The organism is Novipirellula aureliae (genome assembly GCF_007860185.1).
In the GTDB taxonomy this organism is placed as follows: Bacteria; Planctomycetota; Planctomycetia; order Pirellulales; family Pirellulaceae; genus Novipirellula_A; species Novipirellula_A aureliae.
The window spans coordinates 703,733-730,405 of the sequence record NZ_SJPY01000003.1 but is presented as its reverse complement, the minus strand read 5'-3'; the positions used below and the strand labels follow the sequence as shown (position 1 = coordinate 730,405).

The 26,673-nt window shown below is 53.8% G+C and carries 15 protein-coding genes; 8 read left to right on the top strand and 7 right to left on the bottom strand.

All coding sequences use genetic code 11. The annotated features are described in order from the left end of the window. Positions 1–26: 26 nt before the first annotated feature. Complete coding sequence (locus Q31b_RS12005) at positions 27–677, top strand: peroxiredoxin-like family protein (protein WP_146599895.1); 651 nt, start codon at positions 27–29, stop codon at positions 675–677. Positions 678–840: 163 nt separating this feature from the next. Beyond that, the gene (locus tag Q31b_RS29490) at positions 841–1,062 is read left to right on the top strand and encodes a hypothetical protein (RefSeq protein ID WP_146599894.1); all 222 of its coding nucleotides are present in this window, start codon (positions 841–843) and stop codon (positions 1,060–1,062) included. Positions 1,063–1,141: 79 nt separating this feature from the next. Here the strand turns inward: Q31b_RS29490 and Q31b_RS11995 are convergent, their stop codons facing one another. The 4 genes from Q31b_RS11995 to Q31b_RS11985 are packed head-to-tail and all read right to left on the bottom strand — an operon-like array spanning position 1,142 to position 1,999. Beyond that, positions 1,142–1,480 carry a tRNA-binding protein gene (locus Q31b_RS11995; RefSeq protein ID WP_146600012.1) on the bottom strand — a complete coding sequence of 113 codons (339 nt, stop codon included), beginning with the start codon at positions 1,478–1,480 and terminating at the stop codon, positions 1,142–1,144. A gap of 5 nt (positions 1,481–1,485) precedes the next feature. Beyond that, the gene (locus tag Q31b_RS28190) at positions 1,486–1,626 is read right to left on the bottom strand and encodes a hypothetical protein (protein ID WP_197171395.1); all 141 of its coding nucleotides are present in this window, start codon (positions 1,624–1,626) and stop codon (positions 1,486–1,488) included. 44 nt (positions 1,627–1,670) lie between these two features. Then, positions 1,671–1,748 carry a hypothetical protein gene (locus tag Q31b_RS29630; protein ID WP_390622326.1) on the bottom strand — a complete coding sequence of 26 codons (78 nt, stop codon included), beginning with the start codon at positions 1,746–1,748 and terminating at the stop codon, positions 1,671–1,673. A 20-nt stretch (positions 1,749–1,768) separates the two neighbouring features. Further along, on the bottom strand, positions 1,769–1,999 hold the full coding sequence (locus Q31b_RS11985) for a hypothetical protein (RefSeq protein ID WP_146599893.1): 231 nt from the start codon (positions 1,997–1,999) through the stop codon (positions 1,769–1,771). 60 nt (positions 2,000–2,059) lie between these two features. Here Q31b_RS11985 and Q31b_RS28180 point away from each other — a divergent pair, with 60 nt between their 5' ends. The 6 genes from Q31b_RS28180 (at position 2,060) to Q31b_RS11950 (ending at position 6,728) form a co-directional block, all read left to right on the top strand. Beyond that, positions 2,060–2,578, top strand: a complete 519-nt coding sequence (locus Q31b_RS28180; protein WP_197171391.1) for a YybH family protein — start codon at positions 2,060–2,062, stop codon at positions 2,576–2,578. Positions 2,579–2,977: 399 nt separating this feature from the next. Next, positions 2,978–3,439, top strand: a complete 462-nt coding sequence (locus Q31b_RS11970; protein WP_146599891.1) for a hypothetical protein — start codon at positions 2,978–2,980, stop codon at positions 3,437–3,439. After that, entirely contained in the window at positions 3,429–3,878 is a 450-nt protein-coding gene (locus tag Q31b_RS11965) for a MarR family winged helix-turn-helix transcriptional regulator (protein ID WP_146599890.1), read from the top strand. Before Q31b_RS11970 ends, Q31b_RS11965 begins: the two co-directional genes overlap by 11 nt. A 168-nt stretch (positions 3,879–4,046) precedes the next feature. Then, positions 4,047–5,828, top strand: coding sequence for an alkyl sulfatase dimerization domain-containing protein (locus tag Q31b_RS11960; protein WP_146599889.1), 1,782 nt, complete (start codon positions 4,047–4,049; stop codon positions 5,826–5,828). Between the two features lie 79 nt (positions 5,829–5,907). After that, positions 5,908–6,453 carry a DUF4405 domain-containing protein gene (locus Q31b_RS11955; RefSeq protein ID WP_146599888.1) on the top strand — a complete coding sequence of 182 codons (546 nt, stop codon included), beginning with the start codon at positions 5,908–5,910 and terminating at the stop codon, positions 6,451–6,453. Then, positions 6,453–6,728 carry a hypothetical protein gene (locus Q31b_RS11950; RefSeq protein ID WP_146599887.1) on the top strand — a complete coding sequence of 92 codons (276 nt, stop codon included), beginning with the start codon at positions 6,453–6,455 and terminating at the stop codon, positions 6,726–6,728. The genes Q31b_RS11955 and Q31b_RS11950 overlap by 1 nt, the downstream gene beginning before the upstream one ends. Before the next feature lie 769 nt (positions 6,729–7,497). On the opposite strand, the gene Q31b_RS11945 is transcribed toward Q31b_RS11950, so the two are convergent. The 3 genes from Q31b_RS11945 to Q31b_RS11935 form a co-directional block, all read right to left on the bottom strand. Continuing rightward, positions 7,498–8,799: a transposase gene (locus tag Q31b_RS11945; protein ID WP_197171389.1), complete on the bottom strand. Its 1,302-nt coding sequence runs from the start codon at positions 8,797–8,799 to the stop codon at positions 7,498–7,500. Between the two features lie 78 nt (positions 8,800–8,877). Continuing rightward, positions 8,878–9,057: a hypothetical protein gene (locus Q31b_RS11940; RefSeq protein ID WP_146599885.1), complete on the bottom strand. Its 180-nt coding sequence runs from the start codon at positions 9,055–9,057 to the stop codon at positions 8,878–8,880. 744 nt (positions 9,058–9,801) lie between these two features. Then, a complete protein-coding gene (locus Q31b_RS11935) occupies positions 9,802–26,364 on the bottom strand; it encodes a beta strand repeat-containing protein (protein ID WP_146599884.1) in 16,563 nt (5,520 codons plus the stop codon). Positions 26,365–26,673: the final 309 nt, after the last annotated feature.

The window sequence follows — 26,673 nt, the reverse complement described above, 5'->3', positions numbered from 1 at the left end:
CCTGAGAGTCCCTCAAGGAAATACCAATGACCACTCTACGAGAACAAACCGAAGAGAAGTTCGCCAACACGCGGAAGAACAATCCAGAGTTTGCGAAACGAGTCGACGAACTGTTGTCATCTGCCGATGCGTTTCAGGCGGGTGACAACGCGATCGAGGTCGGAAGAAAAGCTCCTGACTTCGAACTGCCGAGCCCTCGCGGTGAATCCGTATCGTTGTCAACGTTGCTGGCCAACGGGCCGGTTGTTGTAACATTTTACCGAGGTAGCTGGTGCCCGTATTGCAGCTTGCAACTGCGAGCGATGCAGCAGCGATTACCCGACATTCAGTCGTTGGGAGCAGAGCTTGTCGCGATCAGTCCGCAGGTGCCTGATGAATCGCTTTCGCAGGCCGAACAAGAGGCTTTAGCGTTCCCCGTGCTTTCGGATTTGAACGCTCGCGTTGCGGCTGAGTATGGAGTTGCGTGGAAAGTCCCCGACATGATTCTCAATCACATGCGGAATGATCGGAAGCTGGACTTGGCCGACATCAACGGCGGAAACGGAAGCGTTTTGCCAATCCCCGCAACCTTCGTGATTAATCGGCAAGGTGTCGTGACATGGCGTTTCGTTGACGTCGACTATCGGAAACGAGCCGAGCCCGATGAGATCGTCACCGCCTTGCGTGATCTTGCATGACCCGCCCGGTCTTTCCTTGACGCGACACATTCAAATTCGGACATACAGAAGAACAATGCAATGAACACAAGTTGAAGAACCATTGTTCTTTTGGTCCGTACGGTGCTAACCACCTGAATCGCGGGTAGGCAGACGCAACTGGAGCTCGAGAGGGCGCTTCCGAATGCTCAATGCACAGCACCATCCGCTCGAGAAAAAAGTAAGCAAAGTTACCGACAACATTTTCACCGCCGTTGGGTTGCACGGAGCCAATATGTCGATGATTGTTGGCGATGACGGCGTTATTATCGTCGATACGCTTAGCCGTCCAATCCCACATGGTAGAGCATTTCAAAACCGGAGGGCTTGCGCCCGGCCGCTAACCAACGTCACGATTGGCGACTAAATCCATCGCGTGCTCTTCGCCCAATTCGCCATAGACGATCCGGTTGCTTGCCCATCGCCTGCACCACTCAGCTTTTCGTTCACGCCAACTTTGCACCGTTGGAGATTGACTTGTCTGGGACCGCTAGGATGACCGATCCGTCATCGCGATAGAATCCGACGATTAGGAACTCGGACATGATTGGACCGATCTGCTTGCGTGGAAAGTTCACGACGCCAATCACTTGCCGGCCGACCAGTTCCTCTTTGGTGTAGTTCACTGTGATTTGCGCACTCGTGCGTTTCACGCCAATCTCAGGGCCAAAGTCGACCGTGACCTTGTAGGCTGGTTTGCGAGCCTGCGGAAAATCTTCGACCGCCGTGACTGTGCCGGCTCGCAGATCAACGTTTTCAAACTCTTGCCAAGTAATGATTCCCATCTCGTTCACTTCGATTCCTCCATCAAGGTGCCGAGCACTCCTTCGACGCGACGCTCAACCATGGTGTAGGGATTGTAGGCGGGGCAATGATTTATCCATTTCGTTCGGTTTTCCCTCGATAGCTTTTCAATTGAGTAACGCGGCATCGTTTTGGCATGTTTCTTCAAAAACGGGCTTCCGCAACTTCATTTTAACCCACAAATGCTTCTGAAGAACCCAATAAATTTTCCAATCGAGACGGATCACGCTTGCCGATTTCGCGAAGCATCCATCCGATTGCCTTGTTCATCAATTCGTGCCGTTCATCAGGTCGTGCCCATCATCCAACCGACGCTCGGAAAGCTCGAGGATTTCCTCGGACGCGTCGTTCTTGATATTCGCCAGCGATACGCGATGGACCGCTGTGCGAGGTAGCCGACGCCCCATTCCGCTTTCTCCCTTGCCACGTGTGTCATTCTCGTGCGGGTAGCGAGACGAATGGCACTGCCCCCAGACGGATAATGTTTGTATATTTCGCAATTGCGGCGTTTTGGTGGCCGAATGGAAAGGGTATGAAAGTCATTGAATTGGAGACAAAAAGTGAAGACAAAAAAAATGATGGCAGCGTTATCAATGATCCTAGCACTGACCACACTATTGGATAGCGGTTGCCATGATTCATCCCCTGATGCGGAGATGGACGCTGATGCGGAGATGGACTTGCTGATGACTTCGATTGAAGGCTATGAAACGGCTTGGGCGGCGGGTGACTTCTTGAAAGTTGATAGCTTCTTTGCTGACAATGCCAAGCGCTTGCATACGGAACCGTATGTGTGGGATCGTGAGGATATTACGGAATTTTGCCGGGAAAGAGCGGCTCAAAGTGATGGGAATCTCACGCCGGTTGCCAATAACGACTGGAAGAAAGACAGAGAGTATCTTGAGATAAGAGTGGAGGGCAATATCGCCTACGATATATTCACGACCGACCGATTTAAAGCGTTGCATATTTGGGAAAAGCAGAATGACGGATCCTGGAAAATTCTCTACGATGTGGGATTTTTACATCAAACGGAAGAGCGTCCCAAGTCACCCTCGGAATCCCAGACTTCTTCTTGAATACCTTCACCCACCGTTCACTTTCGGTGGCGTGATTCACCTTGAACCACCGGCCGAGATCTTTCGGCGTTTCAAAGGACAGGATTCTCGCTTCGGGTTCAAGCCCGCCTGTGTCCAAGGTCTTCAAGCAACCTACCCGATCTCACCTCAAAACGCAGTCGCGTGGATGGTGGCGGAACGGACGCCCGGCACGATTGAGAATTGCCAAGAAACCGTCCGTTGCTCTAGTGCCTTAGACGACCCGAAATACTGGAACGAGTGAGGCCACGCCCAACTTTTTCTCCGCCAGCATTGACTAGTCGATATTTAGCTGTAGAATACAGGCACTAGACTTACGTGGTCTATCCCCGTGAGTGATAAAAACAAACGTGCAACTTTAACTCACATCAACCAAGTGATATGGCTCCATCTGAAACACGCAGCGTTCGACTTCCACGCCTCGCCTTCGTCGTACGGATACTCTTCGCACTGTTCCTGTTCGGGACAGGGATCATGACGATGGGGTTCGCCATGCGCGGCTATCCCGTGGGTCAGACACCGGATGAGGTTGGCCAATTCATGATTGCGATCGAGAAGACAGGCTATCTGATTTTCTGGGTAGGCTTGTTTAAAACGGTCGCTGGCGGACTGATGTTCTTCCCGCGGACTGCTCCGCTAGCGGTCCTGATGTCGCTGCCCTATGCGTTCAATATCTTGCTGTATGTGACCTTTTTCGCTCACAAGTACGTCGTCGTCGGGCTTCCCGACTTTGCAGCATGCGTGTTTCTGCTCTACTGCTACTTTGACTGGTATCGCCCAATCTTTGCCGGACCAACCAGTACCGCAACCACCGAGTTGGCTGGAGGCGAAGATGCACTTTGATGCTGAATCGTCGCCAGGGTTCGCGATCGGGCGAGTTGCATATCAGATTCGTGCGGGAATGGCGGCGGTGTTGAAGAACGCGGGTTGGCCGTTTTCGCCGGAGGAAACCCAAACGCTTATCACTCTGTCAGATGCCGGCCAGCCGCTGAGCATGAGCGAGTTGGCGTTGTTGATGATTCGTGATCCCACGACGGTGAAACGCCAGCTGGATCGACTCGTTGAGCAGAAGTTCGTTGAGCGGAGCGAATCGAGCGAAGACGCTCGTATCGTGAAGGTCGGATTGACTCGACGAGGCGAGCAGAAACTTCAAACCGTCCTGCCCCTGTTGGACGACTTGCGAAAAACCACGCTCAAGGGCGTCTCGAAGTCGGAACTAGAAACGACGCAAAACGTTCTGCGAAAGATGCAGAAGAACCTAACAAACGAACGAATCAAATAACCTGTAGCGGAAGGGCGCAAGCGGGCTGTCGATTGAATCGTTTAACGCTTAGCCGAAGGCGTCAGCTTTTCCATAAGCGGTCGCCTATGGCTTGGCGTTAAACAATCAGTCGAGTCAAACCGATTTGCTTGCGTTGTTCCGCTAGAACTTTCTCGAAGGACCAATCTCGTGAAAAAACTTATCCGTACGCTCTGCCTTTTGTTACTTGGTGCGAGTTCAATTCAAGCACAGGAAGCGAACGACGCAACGCAGCGACTTAGAAACCAAAACGCACAATTCACTGAGCAGATCGTCAAGGTTGCTGATGATGTCTACGTCGCGGTCGGGTACAGTGTTTCCAACGTTTCGATGATTGTCGGCGATGACGGGGTGATCATTGTTGATACGGGGATGATGGGTGAAGCGGCGGAAAAAATCGCGACGAAGTTTCGCGAGATTACCGACAAACCAGTCAAGGCCATCATCTACACGCACTCGCACGGAGACCACACTGGCGGAGCACCGGCGTTTCTCGGCGACGAACGGCCTCAGATTTGGGCACACATCAATTTTGGTAGCGAAGCGAGACCGTGGAAAGCGGGCGGACTGACCTATCAAAACGTGCGAGGTGCAAGACAAGCGGGATTTAAGCTGCCGCCGGAGCTACGAATCAACAACGGTGTCGCGCCCGTTCGCTATCCGAAACGCGGCGGTGCCGTTTTCTCATCCGGTGAAGGAACGAATCCGACCCACTTTCTTGAAGTCGACCGGCAGACGATCAACGTTGCGGGCGTGGAACTGGAACTCATCTCGTCACCCGGCGAAACCAACGACGGAGTGTCCGTCTGGTATCCGGACGGCAAGGTTCTGTTCGCTGGAGACACCTTCTACCGATCCTTTCCGAATTTGTATGCCATTCGAGGTACACCCAATCGCATCACTCGACGGTGGGCACAAACGCTTTCAAAGTTGGCTGACCATAACGCCGACGCCCTGGTCGGTGGACACACCCTTCCGGTCGTGGGAGCCGATGAAGTCAAACGGGTTCTGAACGACTATCGCGACGCGGTTCAGTTCGTGCACGACAAGACGGTCGAAGGCATCAACAAAGGTCTGACACCGGATGAATTGGTTGAGTACGTGCAGCTTCCCGAACACCTGGCGAGCAATGATTACTTGCAGCCGTTTTACGGGCATCCTGAATGGGGCGTCCGCCAGACGTTTAGCAACTACCTTGGCTGGTTCGACGGCAACGCATCCAACTTGTTCCCGTTACCTCCCAAGGCTGAAGCGGACCGTGTTGCGAAACTGGCCGGGGGAACCGACAAGCTATTGGAATCCGCTCGCGACGCGCTGGCCGCCGACGACAATCAATGGGCTGCACAACTCGCCGATCACCTGCTTGCCATCAACAAAGATGACAAGGACGCGAAGCAAATCAAAGCAGACGCATTGACCAAACTCGCCAGCGACATGGTCAACGCGACCGCCAGAAACTACTACCTCACCGTCGCCCGCGAGTTGCGTGCGGAAGCCGGTCCCGCCAGCAAGGCAAAGATGCCTGTGAAAGCCGTCGAAAAAAGCGAGGCCAACAAGAAGGCGGCGATGGACTTCATCCAACTCGTGATGGGCGACCGCGATTATGAAGCCGCCCGCAAATTTGCGGGCGAATACATCCAGCATGATCCGCGGATCGGTGATGGCTTTGATGCCCTGGTCGAGGCATTGGAAACCTATCCCCCGTGGAAAAACCGTCCCAAATCAACAGTCGAATTCAAGAACGTGGCGGCCGACGGCGACCTCGTCTATCTGCAAACCCATAGGGAGATCAAGGCGGACGACGGCTTCCCCGCGCGCCAGATCGTTGTTCACGTCTTCCGTTTCAACGACGCTGGAAAGATCGACGAACACTGGACCATCGTTCAGTCCGTAAAACTGAAGGACAGCGTAAGCAAACATCCACTGTTTTAACCTGATTGGCAAAGGAAATAGACAAGATGAAAACCATCCTGCGAGCTCCTTGCGGAAATACCTCGTGGAACCATAACGGATGCAACAAGTAAGGAACAACAGAATCAACGCTACGGGACCCAAAACGACTCGCAAGAGAAAAGCAAGCGGCACGCAGCTACGTGTTTGGCTTGATCTCTGCATGTTTATTGGCATGGTGCTGGTACTCGCCCCGCAGGCGACCGGCATTGCGATCCATGAATGGGCGAGCTTCCTGATTATCATTCCGTTATTCCTGCATCTCATCTTCGCTTGGAAGTGGATTGTCAGCATTACTCGACGCTTTCTGACGCGGATTCCGGGTGACGTACGCTTTAACTATCTACTGGACTGGCTTTTGTTTTTTCTCTTTGTGACAGCGACCTTTACAGGTGTGGTCATTTCAGAAGCTGCACTACCCGCACTGGGCATACATCTCACGATCGACCCATTTTGGTCAGCTCTCCATGACATCAGTGCCAATCTTCTGATGCTTGTGATTGGCGTTCATTTAGCAATGCACTGGAAGTGGATTGTGACGAACTTTAGGAGGTACGTTTTACGCAGACCCACACGAGCCAGTGTTGTGCAAGGGAGTGACTTGTAATGCCAACGTTACGTGAGTCGATTCGGCCGATTTTAATCATCATGCTCGCCTCGGCGTTTGTCATCTTTCTGATAGCTCCGCTTGATCAGACTCAATGGGCCGCCGGGATGAGGGCGAGAATTTCGGAATCGGGCGGTGGCGGTTTCGAGGGCGATGGTCCCCGTGGAGCAATCCGCTTCATCGGACCCTTCCTGAAAATTTCAATCCTTATGGGTGTCCCCGCGCTGGTCACGCTAGGAATTCGTGGCTTGATCAGCCGATTTCGCACAAAGTAAACCAGCATTGCCAAGGAGCAGACACGGATGACCTAGAAACGAGATGCCGCTCAGGTCGTCTAATACGACAGCGCCACTTAGCACGTAGCGGCGGCATCCTGCCGCCGACATATTGTTTAACGTTCCGAATTCCGGCGGCATATTGTTTAACGTTCCGGATTCCGGCGGCATATTGTTTAACGTTCCGGATTCCGCCGACATATTGTTTAACGTTCCGGATTCCGGCGGCAGGATGCCACCGATACTTAAGTGGCGGTGTCCTACTAAACCGCTTTACACTTTCGCTTCAAACCAAGAAAAGAGAACCAAAAGATCGCTTTACGCTTGCTTGTCAAGCGCCCTAGCGGCAAGCGAGCCGATACTTCGAGCTCGCGTTAAGCCGCTGAAGCCCGGACCATGCTTGAACTTGGAGTTGACTCCTCCCCTTTTTGCGCGCAACTTTGTGTTGATTTTTAGTGTGTGCACTTCGCTGATTCGTTGCTTCGGCTCACACATTGAACCAAATCCTAGACTGGCAAAGTTCGCGTTTGGGCTCTCGTTTGGAGCAATCACTTGATCTTACTCATTGGCCATGTCGAAGGATAAAAGCGACCGGTGTGACGGGACTCAGGCTCGCTCGCCTGGTCAATGTGCACCGATCATGTTGGGCAGATGCCAACTGATAATGCCATGGTGGTCATCACCGGTCGCCAAGGTTCAGTGTTTGGGTCGAAGAGGTTCCTCCCTAGGTTTTCGTTTTCTTAAAAGTGATTGCTGCTGGTCGTTTCGTCTAGGCCGCTTTAGCGTGCTCGCTTGCCATCACAAAGACACGCTCCGGATCGAATGGCTCGCCACTCTTGTACCAACCGTAAAACATTTTCAAGATCTTTCGCATCACGCAAACATTCGCCTTCTGCCCCGGCATTTTGTCAGCGTCCTTCTTCTTCCAGTAGTAGTCGCCAAAAAGCTTCTGCCGACCGACCAGCGGAATCGCCATCAAGTTCAACACGTAACGTAGTTCACTGCGGCCGCGACGGCTGATCGTCGTCCGCCCACGCCATTTGCCACTTTGACGTTCACACAAGTTCAACCCTGCATAACGCATCAACTGCGAGAGCCTGCGGAAATCATCCGGCGGTCCGGTCTCGGCGACCAAACGCGAGAGCATCCGAAGCGTGACGACTCCCTTGCGTGGACCTGGAAGCCGCGGATCGGAAGTTTGAAGCGTCAGGTAAAGCTCCTGCATTTGACCTTCGATTTTTCGTTGCCGCTGCGAAAATGCCGTGATTTCCGCATAAAGTTGCCGAACGGCGGTGGCTCGGATTTCGGCAAGTGTGGCGGACAAGTGATCCTTTTGATTGCTTGCCGTATCGTTAGCGGCTTGCCAAAGTTTTTTCAGAGTCGCCGTTTTGGTGTTCTTACTGCAAGACTTCATTCGTGCGTAGAAGACTTCCTCGCCCACCGCAACAATCGCGTGCGGGTTGCCAGCGAACTGTTCAATCAGCGCACGGCCGGTCGGTCCGTACAACACCGACTTGTCCAATCGAAGATCAGCAAACAGAGTTCTCAAGTCGGCGTGCAGTTCGCATTTAGCAACCTTGATGCGGGCTTCACAGCGGAGTACCAACCGATGAAGTTCTCGCAGCTGCGCGTAGTGTTTCCCAAGCTTACGGTCTTTGATCAGTTTGCCAAATTTGGCAACCGTCAAAGCCGCTTTCGGATCTCGTTGGTCGGTCTTGCCATGATCGGCGAATTGAATGGTGCGGTACTTGGCGACCGCTTCTCCATGGACTAACGCGGTTCGCATGCCGAGTTCATCGGCCAGCTGCAAGAGTCGTCGATGATAGATGCCCGTTGACTCACAGAGGACGCGAAGTTGACAGTCACCGTGTTGTTGGACTTCGTTGCGGATACCTTCGAGCGTTGTGCGTATTTCGGAACTGTTGTTCTCACACTCGCCACTGATTGATTTCCCCGAGAATTCCATGGCCCAAAACAGCGAATCACTGCCAACATCGAAGGCGACGTTAACGATTCTGACGGCATCAGATGTATTTTGGTTTTGTTGATCTAAAAGAATTGATTTTGACATTGAGATTGCAGTAGAATTCATGAGGCTTCTTTCGCATGTATTGTCGAACCACGATGTCCAAATTGTTGGTTACGACCATTAACACCAAGTGAGCGAATCCTCGTGATTCAGCTCGTTTATTACACCGAGTTTTTGATCGAGCTGATAGAAGGCGATCAGTCCGCCATCGGAGGATAGATTCTCCTCGACTTGCTCAAATTCGATCGGTTTATTGTCCCAAAAGCCGAAGACAAATTGCTGCGCAGACTGTAAACTCATGAAGGGTCTTCCTTGTTTGTCGAAAGTGCTTTGTTGTTAAACACTTAGACGCAAGAAAGGCCCTTTTTGTTTGGTGTCTCGTGAATAATCCGGGCTAGAGCATTTTTCAACAAGCCGTAGGCTGCGTGTTTCGTGGCTGTGGCTTCTAGCCGCAGCATACTTCTGAACTGGGGCTGGAAGCCCCAGCCACGTCAAAAACAAGATCCACTAGAGCATTTTTCAACAAGCCGTAGGCTGCGTGTTTCGTGGCTGTGGCTTCTAGCCGCAGCATACTTCTGAACTGGGGCTGGAAGCCCCAGCCACGTCAAAAACAAGATCCACTAGAGCATTTTTCAACAAGCCGTAGGCTGCGTGATTCGTGGCTGTGGCTTCCAGCCGCAGCATTCTTCTGAACCGGGGCTGGAAGCCCCAGCCACGTCAAAAACAAGATCCACTAGAGCATTTTGCAACAAGCCGTAGGCTGCGTGATTCGTGGCTGTGGCTTCCAGCCGCAGCGTACTTCTGAACCGTGGCTGGAAGCCCCAGCCACGTCAAAAACAAGATCCACTAGAGCATTTTGCAAAAAGCCGTAGGCTGCGTGTTTCGTGGCTGTGGCTTCCAGCCGCAGCGTACTTCTCAACTGGGGCTGGAAGCCCCAGCCACGTCAAAAACAAGATCCACTAAGCGACAATCATCGTTGTCCCGTTTTCTTGCCGGGTCGTCGTCGCCCGAGAGCGGCGACGAGACCGAGCCTACATTTGCTGATTATTGCTCAAGCCCTGCGAACAGTCGGTCGAGAACCGATACAGCGTCTTCATCTTCCTTTGTCGATGCGGTGTCTTCGGCGATCAAATCGACCACCGAATCGACGCTCATGACAGCCGAAGAATCGAACACACTTTGGCTTGGGTTTTGACCTTGGCTCAACTCGGCCATCGGTTCGGAGGATTCGACGGCGTTTGTCTTGGTCGATTTAGAGGCTTCTTCGATTAGCAAATCACCATAAGCCGTCGCACCTGATGCAAACACACCCTCACCCATCGGGACGTAGCGTGACGAGGAGGCAGTGGATTGCGGTGCAATCTGTTCACCCTGTCCAGCCATTTCGCCTTCGAACGTGTTTCGAGTGTCATTCAAGTAATTGATGACATTGAGTGCATCCGATGCCGTGATCAATCCGTCGCCGTTGGTGTCGGGGAACAATGGCAGGTCAGCTGGAAGCGGTGTTTGAGACAAGTTGATACTTGCCGAGCCAGCTCGGCCGAGTGCATTGATGATCTGGAGAGCATCAAGCGGGGTGACTTCGCCGCTGTTGTTGACATCGTTACGGTTGGTTGGATTGCGATACGGGTTGTTCCCGACGTAGATCGAATAGTCTTCGACTTCACCGCTGGTTGCAAACCCGGTCGAGTCGATTGTCGCATCCTCGCTGATTCGGAAACGTGCGTAGGTGGTTCCGGATAGAGCGGTATTTGGGACCGCGATCGAGATCGAGTTACCGGCCCCCACACCGACTTCAAGTCGTCCTGAGCCATTCGAACCGAATTGATAAGCCTCGTTCGCAGCAAAGATTCCGTCTTGGTTCCAATCGAACCAGGCGTCCAAGTAGAACACCCCTGGTGCTGCGATGCCAACGTTGTCGCTGGAATCAGCAGGTAAATTGATATCGACCGACAAGTTGGTCGAGAATCCAGGCTGGATGGCCGAGGTGAAGCGTACGCCATCATCCAAGCGATCTGCGTTGGATAGCTTGGCTTCGGTATCGGGTGTGACGCCGCGACCGAGATACAAGTTGTCGATGATGTTGTGTGCTGTCGCGTCCGATTGATAATTGCTGCCGGGCGCGTCGGCATAGTCAGAGCTACCGCCGACAAAGATAACCAGTTCGGTGGTTCCTCCGTCATTATTGCTTTGCATTTGGTTGCCGACATCGTCGCTGATGATCGGCTGAATCAATGCTCCGGTTCCGGTGATGGTGGCGATTCCGTCGATGACCAAACGGTCGCCGACGATTTCGACGGTTGTGTCCGCGAGGGGGATTGAATCGATCGCGGCCTTGTAAAGTTCTGCGACTTCAGCCGTCGTTGCATCGATCGGTATGACGACCGGGACGTTTTTGTTTTGCCCCGGTGATGCGATTTGAATCAACGTCGAGCCACTCAAGTCGAGTGAGTAGTTTGCGTTTCCGCCAAGCGTGATTCGCCCATCACCTGCGTCTTCTGGATTGAGTCCGAGACCCGCACCGCCGATTGCGTTGTTGAGCCCAAGGACGACAGCGTCAAGTGTTCGGGCGGAAATGACCACAGGGGTCGCTCCGCTGTTAACCACACCGCCGCCGAAATCGAGTTCAAACGTTTTGACGAGATCTGCACCGGCTTGGATCGTAAAGGTTTGACCATCGACAACCGAGGCATCAAGAGCCGCTCCGTCGTTAGGCACGCGAATGCCGAAGCCAACCGACGTGCCGATTGTCGGGCCGTCGATGGTGGTGACAATGCGAATGGCCTCGCTGCTGGCCGTCGCGATCGCGAACGGCGAATCGGCCAACAAGGTAACTCGGTTGTCCGTCGTCGTCGCGGTCACATTCAAAGTGGTCGTTGCGATCGCTGTATTGAGGGCTTCAGCCAATTGACGCGTCGAATCGGTAATCAACACAGGCACCAAAGTGCTATCGGCGATCAATTGAACACCATCGTCATCGAATTCAAAAGTCACCGAATCGACGCCGTCACTGATCAAGACCGTTTCGCCGTCGGCCAAGCCAACCAAGTCAGAGGACATCAGGATGTCGGTAGTGGTGACTGTCACGGTGAACGCATCGGTTAGCGGCACCGCTGTTGTCAATGTCGATGAGCCGAGCAACTGAATGCGATTGTCAAGCGAGTTCGCCGTCACGTTTAGGCCGGCATTGTTGATCGCATCGGACAACGCGGTCGTGATTTGCTCGACGTTAAACGTCTCAGGAACCAAGACACCAACGGTGTCGCCAAACACCTCACCTTCGGTAATCAACTCGAAGGTAACCGTTCGGGAACCATCGAAAATCTCGATCGACTGCCCTTCGATGTCCTCGCCGAACAAGTCAGGAGAAACAACAATGCTGATTCCGGTGTCGGTTTCAAGCGTTGTGAACGAGTTGTCGAGTCCGATCACGGTCGTTAAACCACCATCGCTATAGGTCGATCCTTCGCTGACGCGGAGGACGGCATCGCTTGAATCGAGTAGACGGATCACGTAGACCGAGTCGCTCATCCAAACACCGGCGAGCGGTGTCAAACGAATGACATTGTTCGATGGATCGTAACCGAATCGATAGTCTTCGCCTTCGACGAGCGTCTCGCCGTCACGTGTGACCAGGATCGCGTCCCCGGTCACGCTTGAATCATCGATTCCAACGCCCGGTGTTGGGTCGGCCGGTGCGATACCATCGATCAATTGAATATCGAACGAGGTGTAGATGTCACCAATCGCGGTAACAGCAAGTCCGCCATCGATTCCAATATCCGGGGCTCGTGGCGTCACGAGAACCGCACGTGGTCCAACTTGATCGGCACGATCTTCGGCACCACGATCCTTGAACACGCTTTCGCCTGAACCGGTCGACGTATCGACGCTGGGGTCATCCACTCGCAATTGACCGTTCACATCAAACCGAGGTGCGATGATCGGGCTCGGCGAAAGTCCAATCGCTCCCTTCACGGAAATCAATGATTGGCGATCTTCAAGCGAGTCGATCGAGCTGTCAATGACGGGCGTGCTGGCACGCGGTGTGAACACCAATTGTACTGGATCGATAAAGACTTCTTGAGCCGAAGGAATCAATTGAGCATCAAAACCGTTCTCTTGTACTTGGTTGTTGCTGGCATTGGTTGCGTTGCGATAATAGCTGGTTCCACCAATGACCGTTTTTGAACTCGCGTCATCAACTGCTAGCCCGGTTTGGGTGTTCGCAATGACGTTGTTCAAAATCGTCGGTGCCGCACCATCTTGGACCACAACACCTTGGCTACCGGGGATGTAGATGTCCGCAGCAACGGTTGAAAGTGCGCCGACGGCGTCGATGTCCGCACCGACGGCTCCGGTCGTCAGTGTGCCTTGGGCTAGGTCCGTCAAGCGAACGAATCCGAAGCGGTCATGAGCACCGAAGCCAGCTGAGTCCAAATCGATGGTCGAGTCGATACCGCCGATGATACCCACGTTGATGAAGGTGCTGCCGTCGCGGCTGACCTCGACCATGACTCCTTCAATCGAGCCGGTTTCAAACACGATCAAGTCAGGCCGCGCGTCGCCGCTACCGGTCAAATAGTTGTCGGTAAATGCAACGGTAATTGTCCCGCGTCGCCCAAGTGACGTGGTGAACTCACCATCGGTCGGTTCAACCCCGCTGCCACCTGCATCGGGTACACCGAGTGCTCGGGTGGGATCATCAAACCCTGGGGTGACATTGGCTCCAGCCGTAAAGCTGATCACCGAATCGGCGAAGGAGATTTCACCGTGATCAAAGACCGTATCGTTGTACACATCCGGGAACGACTCGGCTGCTTCGTTCACGTTTCCTCCGACGATGGTGTTGTTCACAATGCGATCGAACCAGATTGGATCACGCTGTGTTCCGCCGGCATCGCCAAGTCCGGTCATGCGGATACCCGCATTGGCATTAAAGGCCAACACGTTGCTTTGTACCACGACGCCTGGCAATAAGTTTTCGCTGTTCAGAACGACTAGGTTTCGAGGATAAACGATTGCCGAGGCGCTCAGATCGGTTTCGTCGACGCCAGTCACACTCGTTCCCGAACTACGATTCAAATCGATGCCAGCATCGGAGTTAAACACGAAGCGGCTGTTTTCGATAATGATAACACCCTGGTCACTACGGTCACGGTTTTCGTCCCCGCGAAGGTCGAATAGCTCGACTTCCGCAAATGCTCCATCGTTTGCGGTGATGATGACGTCGCCATAGACATTGACGCGGCTATCTCCCATCAAGGCGATGGTATCGGGTTGCGATTGTTGGAAACCAAGGTTGCCGTTCGCTCCCGTTGCTGAGATATCGACAATTTGGCTGACCGTACTGCTGCGCAGAGCATTGAGGACGGCGTTGGCGACTTCGTTTGCCGTTGCCGATTCGCTGATCCGAATCGCGGTTTGTGAAGTCCCGCTATTGAGTCCATCGCTGACGCCGAACGCATCAAAAATATCGAACTCGAACGTGAGCGGTGAACCAAGACCCGATACGGTAAAGGTCGCACCGTCGACAACCATACTGCCAGGCATTGCCGTCAACGTGTATCCACTCGTCAATCGATCGTTCGTTGCAAAGGTGCGGAATGTCGCTGCGGCAGCGCTGTCGACGTACTCACTTGCATCACGAATTTCCAATTGATAGGAGCCTGTTACCGTTGGCTGCGTCGGTTGGACGGGCGAGGTCAAGTTGACCGACCCGTTGGGGACAAAGGCTTCGTTCGCACCGATTGGATTCGCGTCGGTGACCAATTCGCCACGCTCGGCGAAACCGATGATGAAATCGTCAAGGAATGCACCACGGAAATCATTTTCGATTCCGCCGCTGATGCCGCCCGCACCAAACAAATCACCATAGCGATCATTGGCATTGAAGAATGGACCGAAGTCATCGATCGTCAATCCAGCGATACGAATGCTTGATCCGGAGACCGGCACCATCGACGGGTCACCGCCAGTGAATCGATCTGCGATGGCCGTTCCCATGGCCGTCGCCACTTCGTCTGCGTTAGCGGATCGGCTAATTCGAATCGAGTTTCCGTCGAGTGTTTCCTGACCGCTCGTTGGTAGAAGGGTGTCGGATGATGTTGCGATCGACGATGCACCAGCTATTTCGATCAGGTTGCCGTCGGTTACGACGCCGATCGGAAGGGTGAATTTCACCGTTGCCGTATAGGCATCGGTTTGGCCAACCGTCCCACTGTCCGCGATGTTAGGGTCATAGGTTTCGTTTCCAAAACCGCTCAAGCCAATATACACCGCATCATTGCTGGTAGCTGTGATTTGGACGGTGCCGTTAACGACATCCGTGACCGAATCGAGTTCATAGCCTGCTGAATCGAAAAATCGAACGTTCGCTCCGATTAAGGGGTTGGTAGTCAAGTCGACGTCGACCGTGATCGTCGTTCCCGCAGTCACTTCCGCGCGAAGCATGTCCACATCATTCAAATTCGTGAGGTTGCCTCCCGAATCGAAGGAGCCGAAACGTCCGTTTCCAAAGATGGTTGAATTGCCGCCCGAATAAGGCAACTGCGTCGCACTGAACAACACGTCATTGCGTCCCGTGGTGACCCCTGCCGCATCGGATGCATCCGAGAAATTGACGTTTTCAGCGACATTGAACTGAGCTTCGGCAACCCCCGCGGCGATTCTCAGCGATTCCGCAATTTGCGTTTTCGTCAATGTGAAAATCGGTTGGTTGAACGTTGTCAGATCGACAGGAACCTGTTCAATGCCGATGACACGAGTGCCATCGTTGAGAGCATACTCTTGGCCGGAGTATTCGATCACATACAATGCATCCGGATCGGAGTATTGCACGGCTAACTCGATTCCGGTCGGAACCAAACGAGTCATGTCAATTGTGTCGGCTACGAGCGAAGCGATCGCTGCTGCACTCAGAGTATCAAGCGTGGTTCCGGCTGGTTGTGATGCCAACAGATCGACGCTGATTTGCCCGTCGGCGACCGGTCTTTGCCCATCGTTGAGAACATAGTCTTGCCCATCGACTGTAATCACGGCGACCGCTGCACTATCGGCTGCGTATGCTTTCGCCAAATTTCGGCCCGACGGTGTGCTTACTGCGGGAGCGAAGTCAATGGAGAACACTTCTCCATTGATCACCATTTGCTCATTCTCGACCAACTGTTCGGCGGAAACCGCTTGGAGCACGTTGGTTGTTGTTTGCGTCGTTCCGGCGCTGGCGAACTCGACGCGTAGGCGAAGTCCTGATTGTCCAGCGAACGCTCCGAGCGGTACACGAGCTTGACGCCAATTACCGTCAGCATTGTCGAATAGCTGTTGGACCTCGGTATCGATGTCATCATCGTAGATGCCGAGTTCGGCCGGGTCGTCGAACTCGTCATCAAAACTCGATTCACCCCGTCCTTCGTTGTTCGTCGCAACAAGATGCTCGACGCCGTATTGATCGATGACGTAGACACGTAGCGAGTCACGGTCATCGCCAAACAACCCTACCGTTGTATCGTCATCATCGAATCCGTCGTTTTCGAGGAAGTAGCTAAAGTACAGCGTCGGCAAGTCCTTGCTTGAAACGCCGCTCAGGTCGATGGCATTGCTCTCAATAACGCCTTTAGCACCACCGGGGAAATTGTAGGTTCCATCAACACCCTGGCCGTCTTGTCGCGGATTGCTGTTGACACCCAATTGCACCGGAACCTCACCGGGCGCGTAGTTGCCTGCGAAGGCAGCGTTTTCGTAGTTAAACGCCAATGAATTTCCGCCGGAGTAATCATCACGCGTTCCGCTATGGATTGCATTGGTGCCATGTCCTTCACCCGTGGTACTCGGTTCGGTAGACGTAACGTGCCACAGGTTGTAGTCGAGCGTGCTGAAGTCAAGCCCTAATGAACCGCTGACGTTGGTGCGAATCGACGATCGTCCGCCCGCAAACACGGGTTGCAGTTCGCCCTGTGTGTTGAATGCATAGATGGTTCCGTCTGCCGTGATGCCGAACAGTGTTTGGCTGAGTTCGCCATCTTGCACGCTGGCCGGTCCTGCTCGCAGACCGGTAAAGTTAATGCCGATCAAGTCGGTTGCGGTGGTCACATAGTTGGCAATCGTGTTATTGTTGCCGGTGCCGGCACCAAGGAATCCGCTGCCAACGACATACAATCCACCGGTGTTGGACACGGCGTAAAGGTTACCGTCAACCAATTCGATCCCGGTGATTAGCCCACCATTTGGAACGCCGCCAGCGGTTAGGTTGCCGGTCGGTTGGCTCGCTTGGCTATTGGCGATATCGCCTAAGAAACCACCGGTGATGAGCACCGAACGTGCATTGGCCGAACCGGTTGGCACAATGGCCTGAATGTCTGGCAAATCCCCAGACGCGTTTGCTTGCTCGACCGCGGCAACGATTCGGTTTGCGATTGTGGCGGAGGTATCGGTCGGATACAGCGTGATCGCATAGTTGTCGTCCTCAACACCCGGTGTCCCCTGCAGGACAAGGCTCGAGGTCATGTCTGCCAGGACGGTGACGTTCTCAGCGTCCGGCAGCGACATTTGAGTGCCTTCGGCTGAAATCGAAATACCTTCGCTGCGAATCGCATCGGCAAGACGTCCTGCCAACGCTTCGGCTCCGAGGGTAGCGTCAATGACGACGGGGATGTTGCCAACGGTGACATTGGCTGCGTCGGTGACGAATTCGAAGGTCTGTGCCGATTCACCCGGCATGGAGATCGAAACTCGATCGCCAATCAATACATTCCCTGCGTCTCCGACCACAACGGTGTAACCTTGGTCGAACTCGAATGTGACCGTTTCGACGGTATTGGTAATCGTGAACCGATCGCCGTCGACAATGCTCGGAGCATTCAAGCCAAACGCATTGATTTCTGTCGCATCGGTAAAGCCCAGCTGAGTCGAGCGAGCACCGACAGGAGCTTCCGTATTGATTTGCCCGATTTCACGAGGTGCCGTTCCTGAACCAGCGTCTTCGAGAGACAGGTCGAAAGTCGTTCCAACCGCTTCTCCGGTGTCCTCGTTGAATTGATAAAGAATGTTCGTTGTGTAGGCCAAACCTTGGCGATCTTGCGGACGGTTGCCGACAAAGAAGCCCGTTTCGGTGCCGAACAGCGATCGAATCGTAATCGCCTCAACCTCGATCCCGTCGTTACTTTCGACATCGAGAATCTGTTGCAAGATCACCGGTCCAGCATCGCCGCCTGCGTCTTGTTCAACCGCTTGGTCATGGTAGGTCACAATCCCAGCACCCACGCTTATTGCATCACTTAGCGTCGCATCCTCCGTGTTGATGCGGACGTACGACCAAGCGTCGTCTGCGGGAGCACGATCGTCAAATCCCGTGTAAGCGAACAATTCCCCGTTGGCTTGGAACGCGATGTCGCGAATCTCGTCACCAAAGTTGCCGACCGTTCCGTACTGAACGCCGGTAAACGGATTGACAATGATCAAACTCGTTCCCGTGTTCACATAGAGCAACACATCGTCGAACGTATAATCGATGATCGAGTCTTGGTCGAATAGAACTTCGACGTCCGGCAGCGTTGCGGTTCCAGGATAGAAATTGTCGAAATTCTGCTCGACAATTCGAGTGACCGAGTCGATGGGCTCAAGCCGAAGCAGCGGGTTCGTGGTGTCGCGGTTGGTGAATTGATCGAGCTGCGCCGGTATACGTTGCTGGTTCGCTACAGCGATAAAGTACGTTCCTTCAGCGAGTTCGCTTGCTCCAATATAGGGGTCGCCCGAACCGAACGAACCTCGCGATAAATCAGAGGCGTCCGCACTGCCAATCGGTTGATCGTCGGCAATGTTGCTGTCCGAACCAATCAAGATCAATTCGCCTGCTTCGTTGAACACATAAATGCCGGTATCGGCGCGAGCAAGTCCGTCAGAGTAATCCAAGTCGAACGCGGTCGCTAAATACAACGCGGCATTATCACGCGTCAAGTTCGTGTAATTCACATCGAACTGATACCAGTCGACATCGTCAATTCCGCTAAGTGAACCGCCAATTGATTTACTAAGTCGATCACTTTGTAAAGGTCCAGCGGCTGTCAATGTGTCGCCCGCCGCGGCTGCATCGTCCCCGGCATCTTCGTCGTCGGCATCTTCATCGTCGATGTCTTCGTCATCGATGTCTTCGTCGTCGATGTCTTCGTCGTCGATGTCTTCATCGTCGATGTCTTCATCGTCGATATCTTCGTCATCGATATCTTCGTCATCGATGTCTTCGTCGTCGATATCTTCGTCATCGATATCTTCGTCGTCGATGTCTTCGTCGTCGATATCTTCGTCATCGGTTCCTGTGTCGACTCCGGTGCCTGCGTTGTCCACGGTGGTCGAGTAGAGTCCTATGATTTGCGCATTACCGAGAGTGTCGTTTGGAGCCTCGACTTCGTACTCGTCGCCAGCCAACGGACTGTGCAACGGTCCGCCGATGATTTGGACACCGTTAACGGCATAGCGAATGTCACTGAAACGAACTTGAGTTCCCGCGTGTTCATCGGTCTCACTCAGACGGACTTGCAATTGGTAGCCGCCGGAGGTCAATCCGCGGCGCAGTGAACTAAGTTGCTCGCTTTGGACTTGCCCGGAAACAACGAGTGAACCATTGGCACCTGATGCGACACTGCTGCTGCGAACGCGAATGTGATAAAGGTTGCGTTGTCCCGCTTCGCCAGGCAACACCAGCCGCATTCCGGCGTCCTTGGGGTTGACCGAGTACAAATCTTGGTGATCCGCAGTCGTCAAACTGGGATCATCGTTGACGAGTCGGTTCAAACTGCCAGCATTATTTGCATCGAACCGTCCATCCGACGATGTCAGCCGGCTCTTGGTGCCGATGGATTCTGCTAAGGAGTCGTCCGATAAAACCAACGTATTGCCATTCGCATCGATCAACTCAATCACCGTGTCGAGCTTCAAATCGGTGCGGTCGATATCAAGCCAAACCAGTGTACCGGCTTCGCCGATGAATGAATAAACATCGACATCGCCCGTACTGCTGATCGATCCATCGACGATGAAACCAAGCCGGCGGTTTTCATCGCCGGACGATTCGTTGGGGGCTAATTCACCGAGGTATTGCGATCGGCCGGGCGTGGGGTTGGTATCCGACGAGCCGACGTTGTTGGGTTCATTTTCGCTTGTACTAGCGACGTTTCGGTCGTCGGCAGCTTCACGGATGGTCACACCGTCCCATGAACCGCTGCCGTCTATATTGATCGGCAATTCAGGAACAAACGGATCGGCTGGATCGCTGGGAATCCATTCGATAAAACTGGTAAATCGAGCACGATCTTCGTTGGCGACCAACGACCACGTGAACGCCGTTCCAATGTCATCGACTCCGTAAGCGGCATTGGCGTTGGGGAACAGTGGATCGGTTGTGATTTCCGGCAAACCGGTACCGATCGACCCGCTGACCGAGGGGGTGTTGTTCTCGGCGTTGATCGTCGTCAACAACTGGTCTGCGTTGTCCGCGGCCCATCCATCAAAGGTTGCATTGAGTTGGTTGTAGCCGTCGTCTTCATAAATACCGCCATGCGAGAAACCGAGGCGATCTTGACCATCGATTGTGTAGGCGCGGAAATTGAATTCGCCTGGGTCACCGACCGAATACAGCGTGTCTTGACCGCCTGCACCTGCACCGTGAGTGAAGTAGCTAGTCACTTGAATGCTACGGACCGCACCCGCATTAATATCGCGTCCATCGACGGAAATGATATCGATGGTCGTGTACATCATCGAACGATTGTCAAGAATAAACGTCGACGCGATCCACTGGAATTGTCGTTCGCCATCCTCCTCTTCTGATAAGTCGGTAAACAATCCCTCGCTGACCACTCGGTCTGGACTCACCAAAGTCGCTGGGCGAGTGATGGTCGTTTCCGCCAACGTAAACGGAGCGGGATTGGCGAACCCAGAGTCAAGATCGATGTCCACAATCGTGGTTGCCAAGAAAGCATAGTTTTGTTGATCGAGTTGCGTGGCGGTTGCTTGATCGATACCCGTCACCAAAATGTCAGTGACTGCGGATCCGCTTTCAACGGTGGCTTCAAAGAATCCAACCACATTTTGATCGATGTCATTATCGATGGTGGTTCCGTTGTCGACTTCAATATCGGTACGATCATATTGAGGTCCAACGGGAAGACCGGCTGGTGTCGCTTCGCCAGCGGTTTCGCTTGTCAGAATCGAAGTGCGAATCCCATCGTTGTTGGTGTCAAGAGCAGGCAGTCCTTCGGGGGTAAAGCCCGCGCCGATCGTGTCATCGACCAATGCGGTCAAGACGACGGGGAAGTCGGGATGGCCGACGATTTGCAGACTGCCGCCGATGCGGTCGGCGATGTCGACGAACTGATCTTCAGCGGTGGCCAACGTGCCCCCAGCGACGATGCCGGCATCGGATCCTTCGAATTTCATTACCAAACTGCCGCGTGCATCGGATTCGAGACGAAGTCCGCCATAAATGTATTGGTTCGGAACCTCGATCGAGCCGCGAACGATGTGGACGATGTCGACATCGTCAAAAACCACTTCGGTCGTCACTTGCCCAGCACGGACTTCCATCCCGTTAAGCCCGAACGTGGCAGCGACGATATCATCGTCGTCATCCTCATCATCGTCGTCATCATCGTCATCCGATTCATCCACGATACCGGAGATCCGGTTGTCTTGTACCAAAGGACCACTGTTACCGATGGATGAGACAGAGCTGATTGGGTCCGAATCGTCATTGTCGCTGTAACTCATTGACGTGTAGGTCGAACGTCCGTAGTCGGTGACCTCATTGAACGAGAAACTATTGACATCGAACGAGGCCATTGGCCCTAGGCCGTCGATGAAATCGTTATTGACAATAACGGGTTGAGACGCCAGGACGAAGACCGTACCGCTTTCGTTATCGCCGTGTCCGGCGCGGTCGGGAAGGTTCGTGTTGTAGAAGCCACGACCGTCCGCATTCTGTTCCAACCGACTGTTGGCCAAACGCAGGTCCGCTTGATGAACTTCGATGGCATTGAAACTAGCGAAGCCACCTTGAATCGTTGCGGTTCCACCTCCGCCCGCGATGACGGCATGGTCGATCGAGGCGGTTGCCCCGTAACCGATATATAGCCCCGCCCAATCACCGGCCGTCAATTCCGAGTTCGCTGTGTCGTCGCTGTCAAACGTTCCTCCGGTACCGTAGCGATCATCCGACAAACTGGTCATCACGACCGGCCGTTGCTCGGTTCCCTCGGCGTAGAAGTGTGCACCGAGCGTCACATCGATGCGTGCCCGATTCATCTTCAACACCGTGCCTGGATCGATCGTCAAGCCTGGATTCAAACGTGCGGTGATGTTCTGCGCCGCTTCGGGAAGTGAGTCCGTTCCCGCGACGGCTGCGTCGATGTAACTCGTCTGACTGGCGTTCAATGATCCCACGAGTCGAAATTCGCCTACGGTTCCGTCGGCAGCGACCGTGGCTCGATAGAGTCGACGAGCGCTGAACAGCGAACCTGCAGGAACCGTTGGTAGTCCCGTCAGCCGCATCGCACCGTCTTCCTCAAGATCAAACGTGGCGGTCGCCAAACTTGGGTCCGATTCGCGGCCTGACGAGTCAACAAACGTAACCCGATACTGATAGCTACCCGACAACACTTCACCTTCAAGCGGGATGCCTGCGGTGTCGGAATCACTCACGCGGATCAGCAGACTCGAAGGAGCATCGATGCTCTGGATCGGACCGCCAGCCGTTCCTTGAATGACAAGGTTTTCGGTCAAGACATGGACGATATCGGTATCGTCGAATCGTGCGGTTTCGGTTAGCGGTTGCAGGACACTTCCGGTTCGCGTGGCGACACGAATAAACAACCCGTTGATCGAGTTGTCGGCAATCGTATTACCGCGGATGTGCGGCCCCACGCGGCTGATATCAGGGGTGAAATCGACACCCGACAATTGCTCTTGGGTAAATCGCGATTCCGCGAACGTATCAGGAGTCGCCGACATCGCAGAATTCGCTGACAAGCGAATGCTGCTGTTAATGATCGTGGGCCGTGTCACTGCCATATCGATCGGGCTGATGGCGACTTGCGGGCCGTTGATCGAGACTTGTCCACCACCATAGCGAAGATCCGCGAACTGAATATGGTTCAGGAAAATCCCTTGGTCTTCCAGGTTCACTCGCGATTCATCCGCTGAATCGATGTCGCCTCGGAAGTCGATACCGCCCCAATCCCCTTCGCGGGCGCTGTCGGGTTGATCGGGATCCAAGTCATCGTTGTAACTCGTAAAGATGACGCTACCGGGGATCTCGTTTCCATCGTCATCCAACGCAGGACGACCGAACGAATCGATGATCGTCGGGGTGCCGAGGATTTGTAGAGACGAGTTACTCAAGTCGACCTGCGGTGAGGTGCTGCCGATGCCCACACGGCTACGACGCATTTTGAAAACCGCACCAGCATCGACAACGATGTTGACGCCTTGTGGCGCGACCAACGATTCACCGTCAGCGAGCGCGATACCGCGGTTGTCAAGGCCGATTTCATAAGCCAAGTTGTCTGCCACGGTACTCAGGTCACCATCGGTACCACCGTTTCCAACGATACGAATCGTATCCCCAGGGCGGGCATCACGGATGGCGTCATCGATGTTCAAATACGGGTTGGAGGTCGCTCGGTTTAAATCGGGATTCGTCGCCGCTTTGTCAACATAGAGAGTCGTGTTGGGATCATTGGGGACGAACCAGAAATTGAATAGTCCGCCCGGTGTTCCATCAAGGTCACCGTCAATCGCATTGCCGGCGGTGTCGCGAATCGCGTCGGCAGCAGAGGCTCGAAATCCCAAGTTCAATTGGTACGTGCCTTCGCTTAAGCCGCCGTAGCCACTACCCGCTGTCGTTGGATCGTAGGTGGTGTTGCCCGATGCGCTAACGCCGATGGCATAGGTGCCCGCTTCAAGTTCGAGTTCGATCAGTGAATCGTTGCTGAAGTAATCGTCGTTCGCGGCGATCTCCACATAGCCATCGCCATCGACCGCATACAAACGCAGGGCGGTGTTGAGCAGGCTGGACGTCGGCAATCGCTCTGCCAACGTTTCAATGCTAATCGTACCCTGCTGATCGAGCGTGAACGAATAGAGGTCGATGTCATTGCTCTCGGGACGGTACATGTATTGTCCGTTGACAATATCCGCCACGCTCGGGAAGGCCGGTTCATTGTCGGTCCCGGGATTCAATACCGAAGCTGTGCTTTGGGTAACGGGTTGTGGCAAACTGTCCGCGTAGCCATATCCGAGCAACTGTCCAACGGCCAGGAAAGCACCGCGGAAAAACTCCCCGCCGATTTGATCAATCGTCGATGGATCGAAGTCCTGGAAATCGAGTACTGCTAAATCGTCGACGCCATCAAGGTTGCGGTCGCGGGTCGCTAGGACAATGGCTTCGGGAGTATTGAGAATCGCGTTGCCGTCGGCGTCACGAAGGGCGGCGGCACTATTGACGCTAGCATCGGCGCCATACAATTCACCCACGGCGATCGAGAACGACGCCTGGCTGGTCAAACCACCGCTGGTTTCGATGAACTGGACGCCCAGGTATTCGCTAAACAGTGAGAGTACTTCGCGAACCCGAGCTTTCTGTTGTTCGGTGATCAGATTGAAATAGGTTTTGGATTCATCAATCCCCGGCTTGTTCGGGTCGTCACCCTGCCAATTGTCGACGAAATCGTATTGGAATTCGGTGATTCCCGCTTCGTTGTCCGCACCGAGACGCAATACGTCGAGTGGAATCGTTCGCTCTAATCGTGACGGATCATCAGGACGGATGTCGCGAATGCCCGGTACATCGGACCCACCGGGCAATTCCAATTCGTAGGCGGAGGTGTTGCTGATCTCACCCGAAATCTGTGCCAATTGGATGCCCGCGTTGGGATTTGAACTGATCGCCCATTGGCTATTCAAATTGAACGCGTCCGAAAAACTATCCGGTGCATCGGTTTGGAAACTGAGCTCTTTAGGAGCAATGTTGATCGGTTCACTCGACCCGATCCTCAGCCTTGCCGCTCCGTCGATAAATTGACCAGGATTCAATGGATCAGCGACACGCGAAAGCGCATTTGCGAATTCGAGGCGAACGATCTTGGTGATTGGATTGTAGGTGACCGCGCTGGGAAGCAATTCATAATCATCCCGAGTGGTCAACGTGTCACGCGTGTAGATCAAGCGATAGTAATTCCGATTCGTCAAGGTCGCTTGATCGATATCACCACCGTCGACATGAACTTCCACAACGTTGGATGCGACGGCGAGCGTGCCATCCGTATTTCGCGTCACTGGTTGCGGGACAACCGCTAAAATCTTCGGGCCACCATCAACCACGAATTGTCCCGTGACACTGGTTCCGTCGTTAAAGTACTCGCCGTCTTCGTTGCGAAGCCCAAGTGTGCCCGATGCACTGATGTCGATCCGATAGGTATCATCGGGAAGCGCTTCGGCAAAACGGAAAACGATTTCACGGTTCGATTCACCCAACCCGACATAACCCGGTGTCAGCACTTCGTCACTGGCGCCGGAGAGGACCAGTGGCGAGTAGAATACGGTTCGATTGCCCATCAAAGTGGAACCTGAACCGATCTGGAGAGATGCGGTTACAAGTTCACTCGCCAGCGAGTTCGAGTTGATCGCAGCGATAAACTGATCGACCGTGGTTGCAAAGGTCGCGTTGGAGTTGACCGTGATGCTGACGGTTTTGCCCGAGACCAAGACTCGCGGTAAGCCCGGACCGTTAAAGTCTTGCGGTGTGACAACGACTGTGGTTCCGGTTCCTGTGGCACCCGTTTGTGCGGCCACCAAACGAACACTGACCGATCCACCCGTCCCTAAATCGGTCACCGCTTGTGACGCATTCGCACCCTGCAAAACGACCGACCGGGTTGTATCCACCGTCGTTCCCACTGCCGTTGCCGAAGCAGGCGATAGCTGCTGGACGGTGATGTAACGATTCACCGATGCGGTGTTGTTGATGAAACCAACCACATCCCCCAACGTCGCAGGCCGTCCCGAGGCACTGTTGAGGCTGAGCGTAATGATCGGAGCAGCGCCCGACGTATCGACGGTCGCCGTGACGGGGGTGCCCGTATTCCCGCGATTTTGCTGGCGATACAAAATCGTCGTTCCGTTTCCTGACAACCCGCTCGAAGTCGCTCGGTATTCAAGCAATTCCGTACCGGTACCCAAATCATTTACAGCGCTGGCGGCTTCGAAATAACCGTCCGCACCCGCGCGAGTGATTGTGATGCCAGCGAGCGATTCAGGGTCGATGTTGGCATTGTCATCAAACCGAAAGGTTAATTCGTTGGGTGATTGAGATAAAACCACATTGCCCAACGGCAACGAATCGGTACGCAGTGTCTCAAAATCATTGAAAAGACTCCCCTCGGTCGTCGCGACGTCACTTTGAATCCCGATAAGCTCGGGACCGGCCAATAATTGACGCGATTCTAGGGTTTCCGTTAGCAAACGGCGTTCGCTGCGACGACGCTTGGCGCGCAAGCGACCCGTCATATTTCGAATGCTCTTCTGGATACCGTCTCGAACGCTCGATTTACGGTTTGTCATCAAACAGCCTCGTGTTCAGTGCCAATTGACTGGCTAAGTTGGGACGTGGGATTCTGCAAACTCGACTTCAATTACCTTCTCGCAAGCTTTCACGCGATTCCTGCATGGAAGCTGAAATCGACTAAAACTACCCGGAGCGTTAATCTAAGTGCTTTGGGTAAAAAAAGACTTTTGGGTGTTTTGTAGGCAGAGCCTGCTTCGGATTCTAATTGTGGATTGTCAGCAAGCAACGAAAATCGTCTGTAGTAGAGACTTTATCGATTTTGCAGTCACTTTTATGCGTAAAGTCGGTTTCCCCCTGCTCTCGGC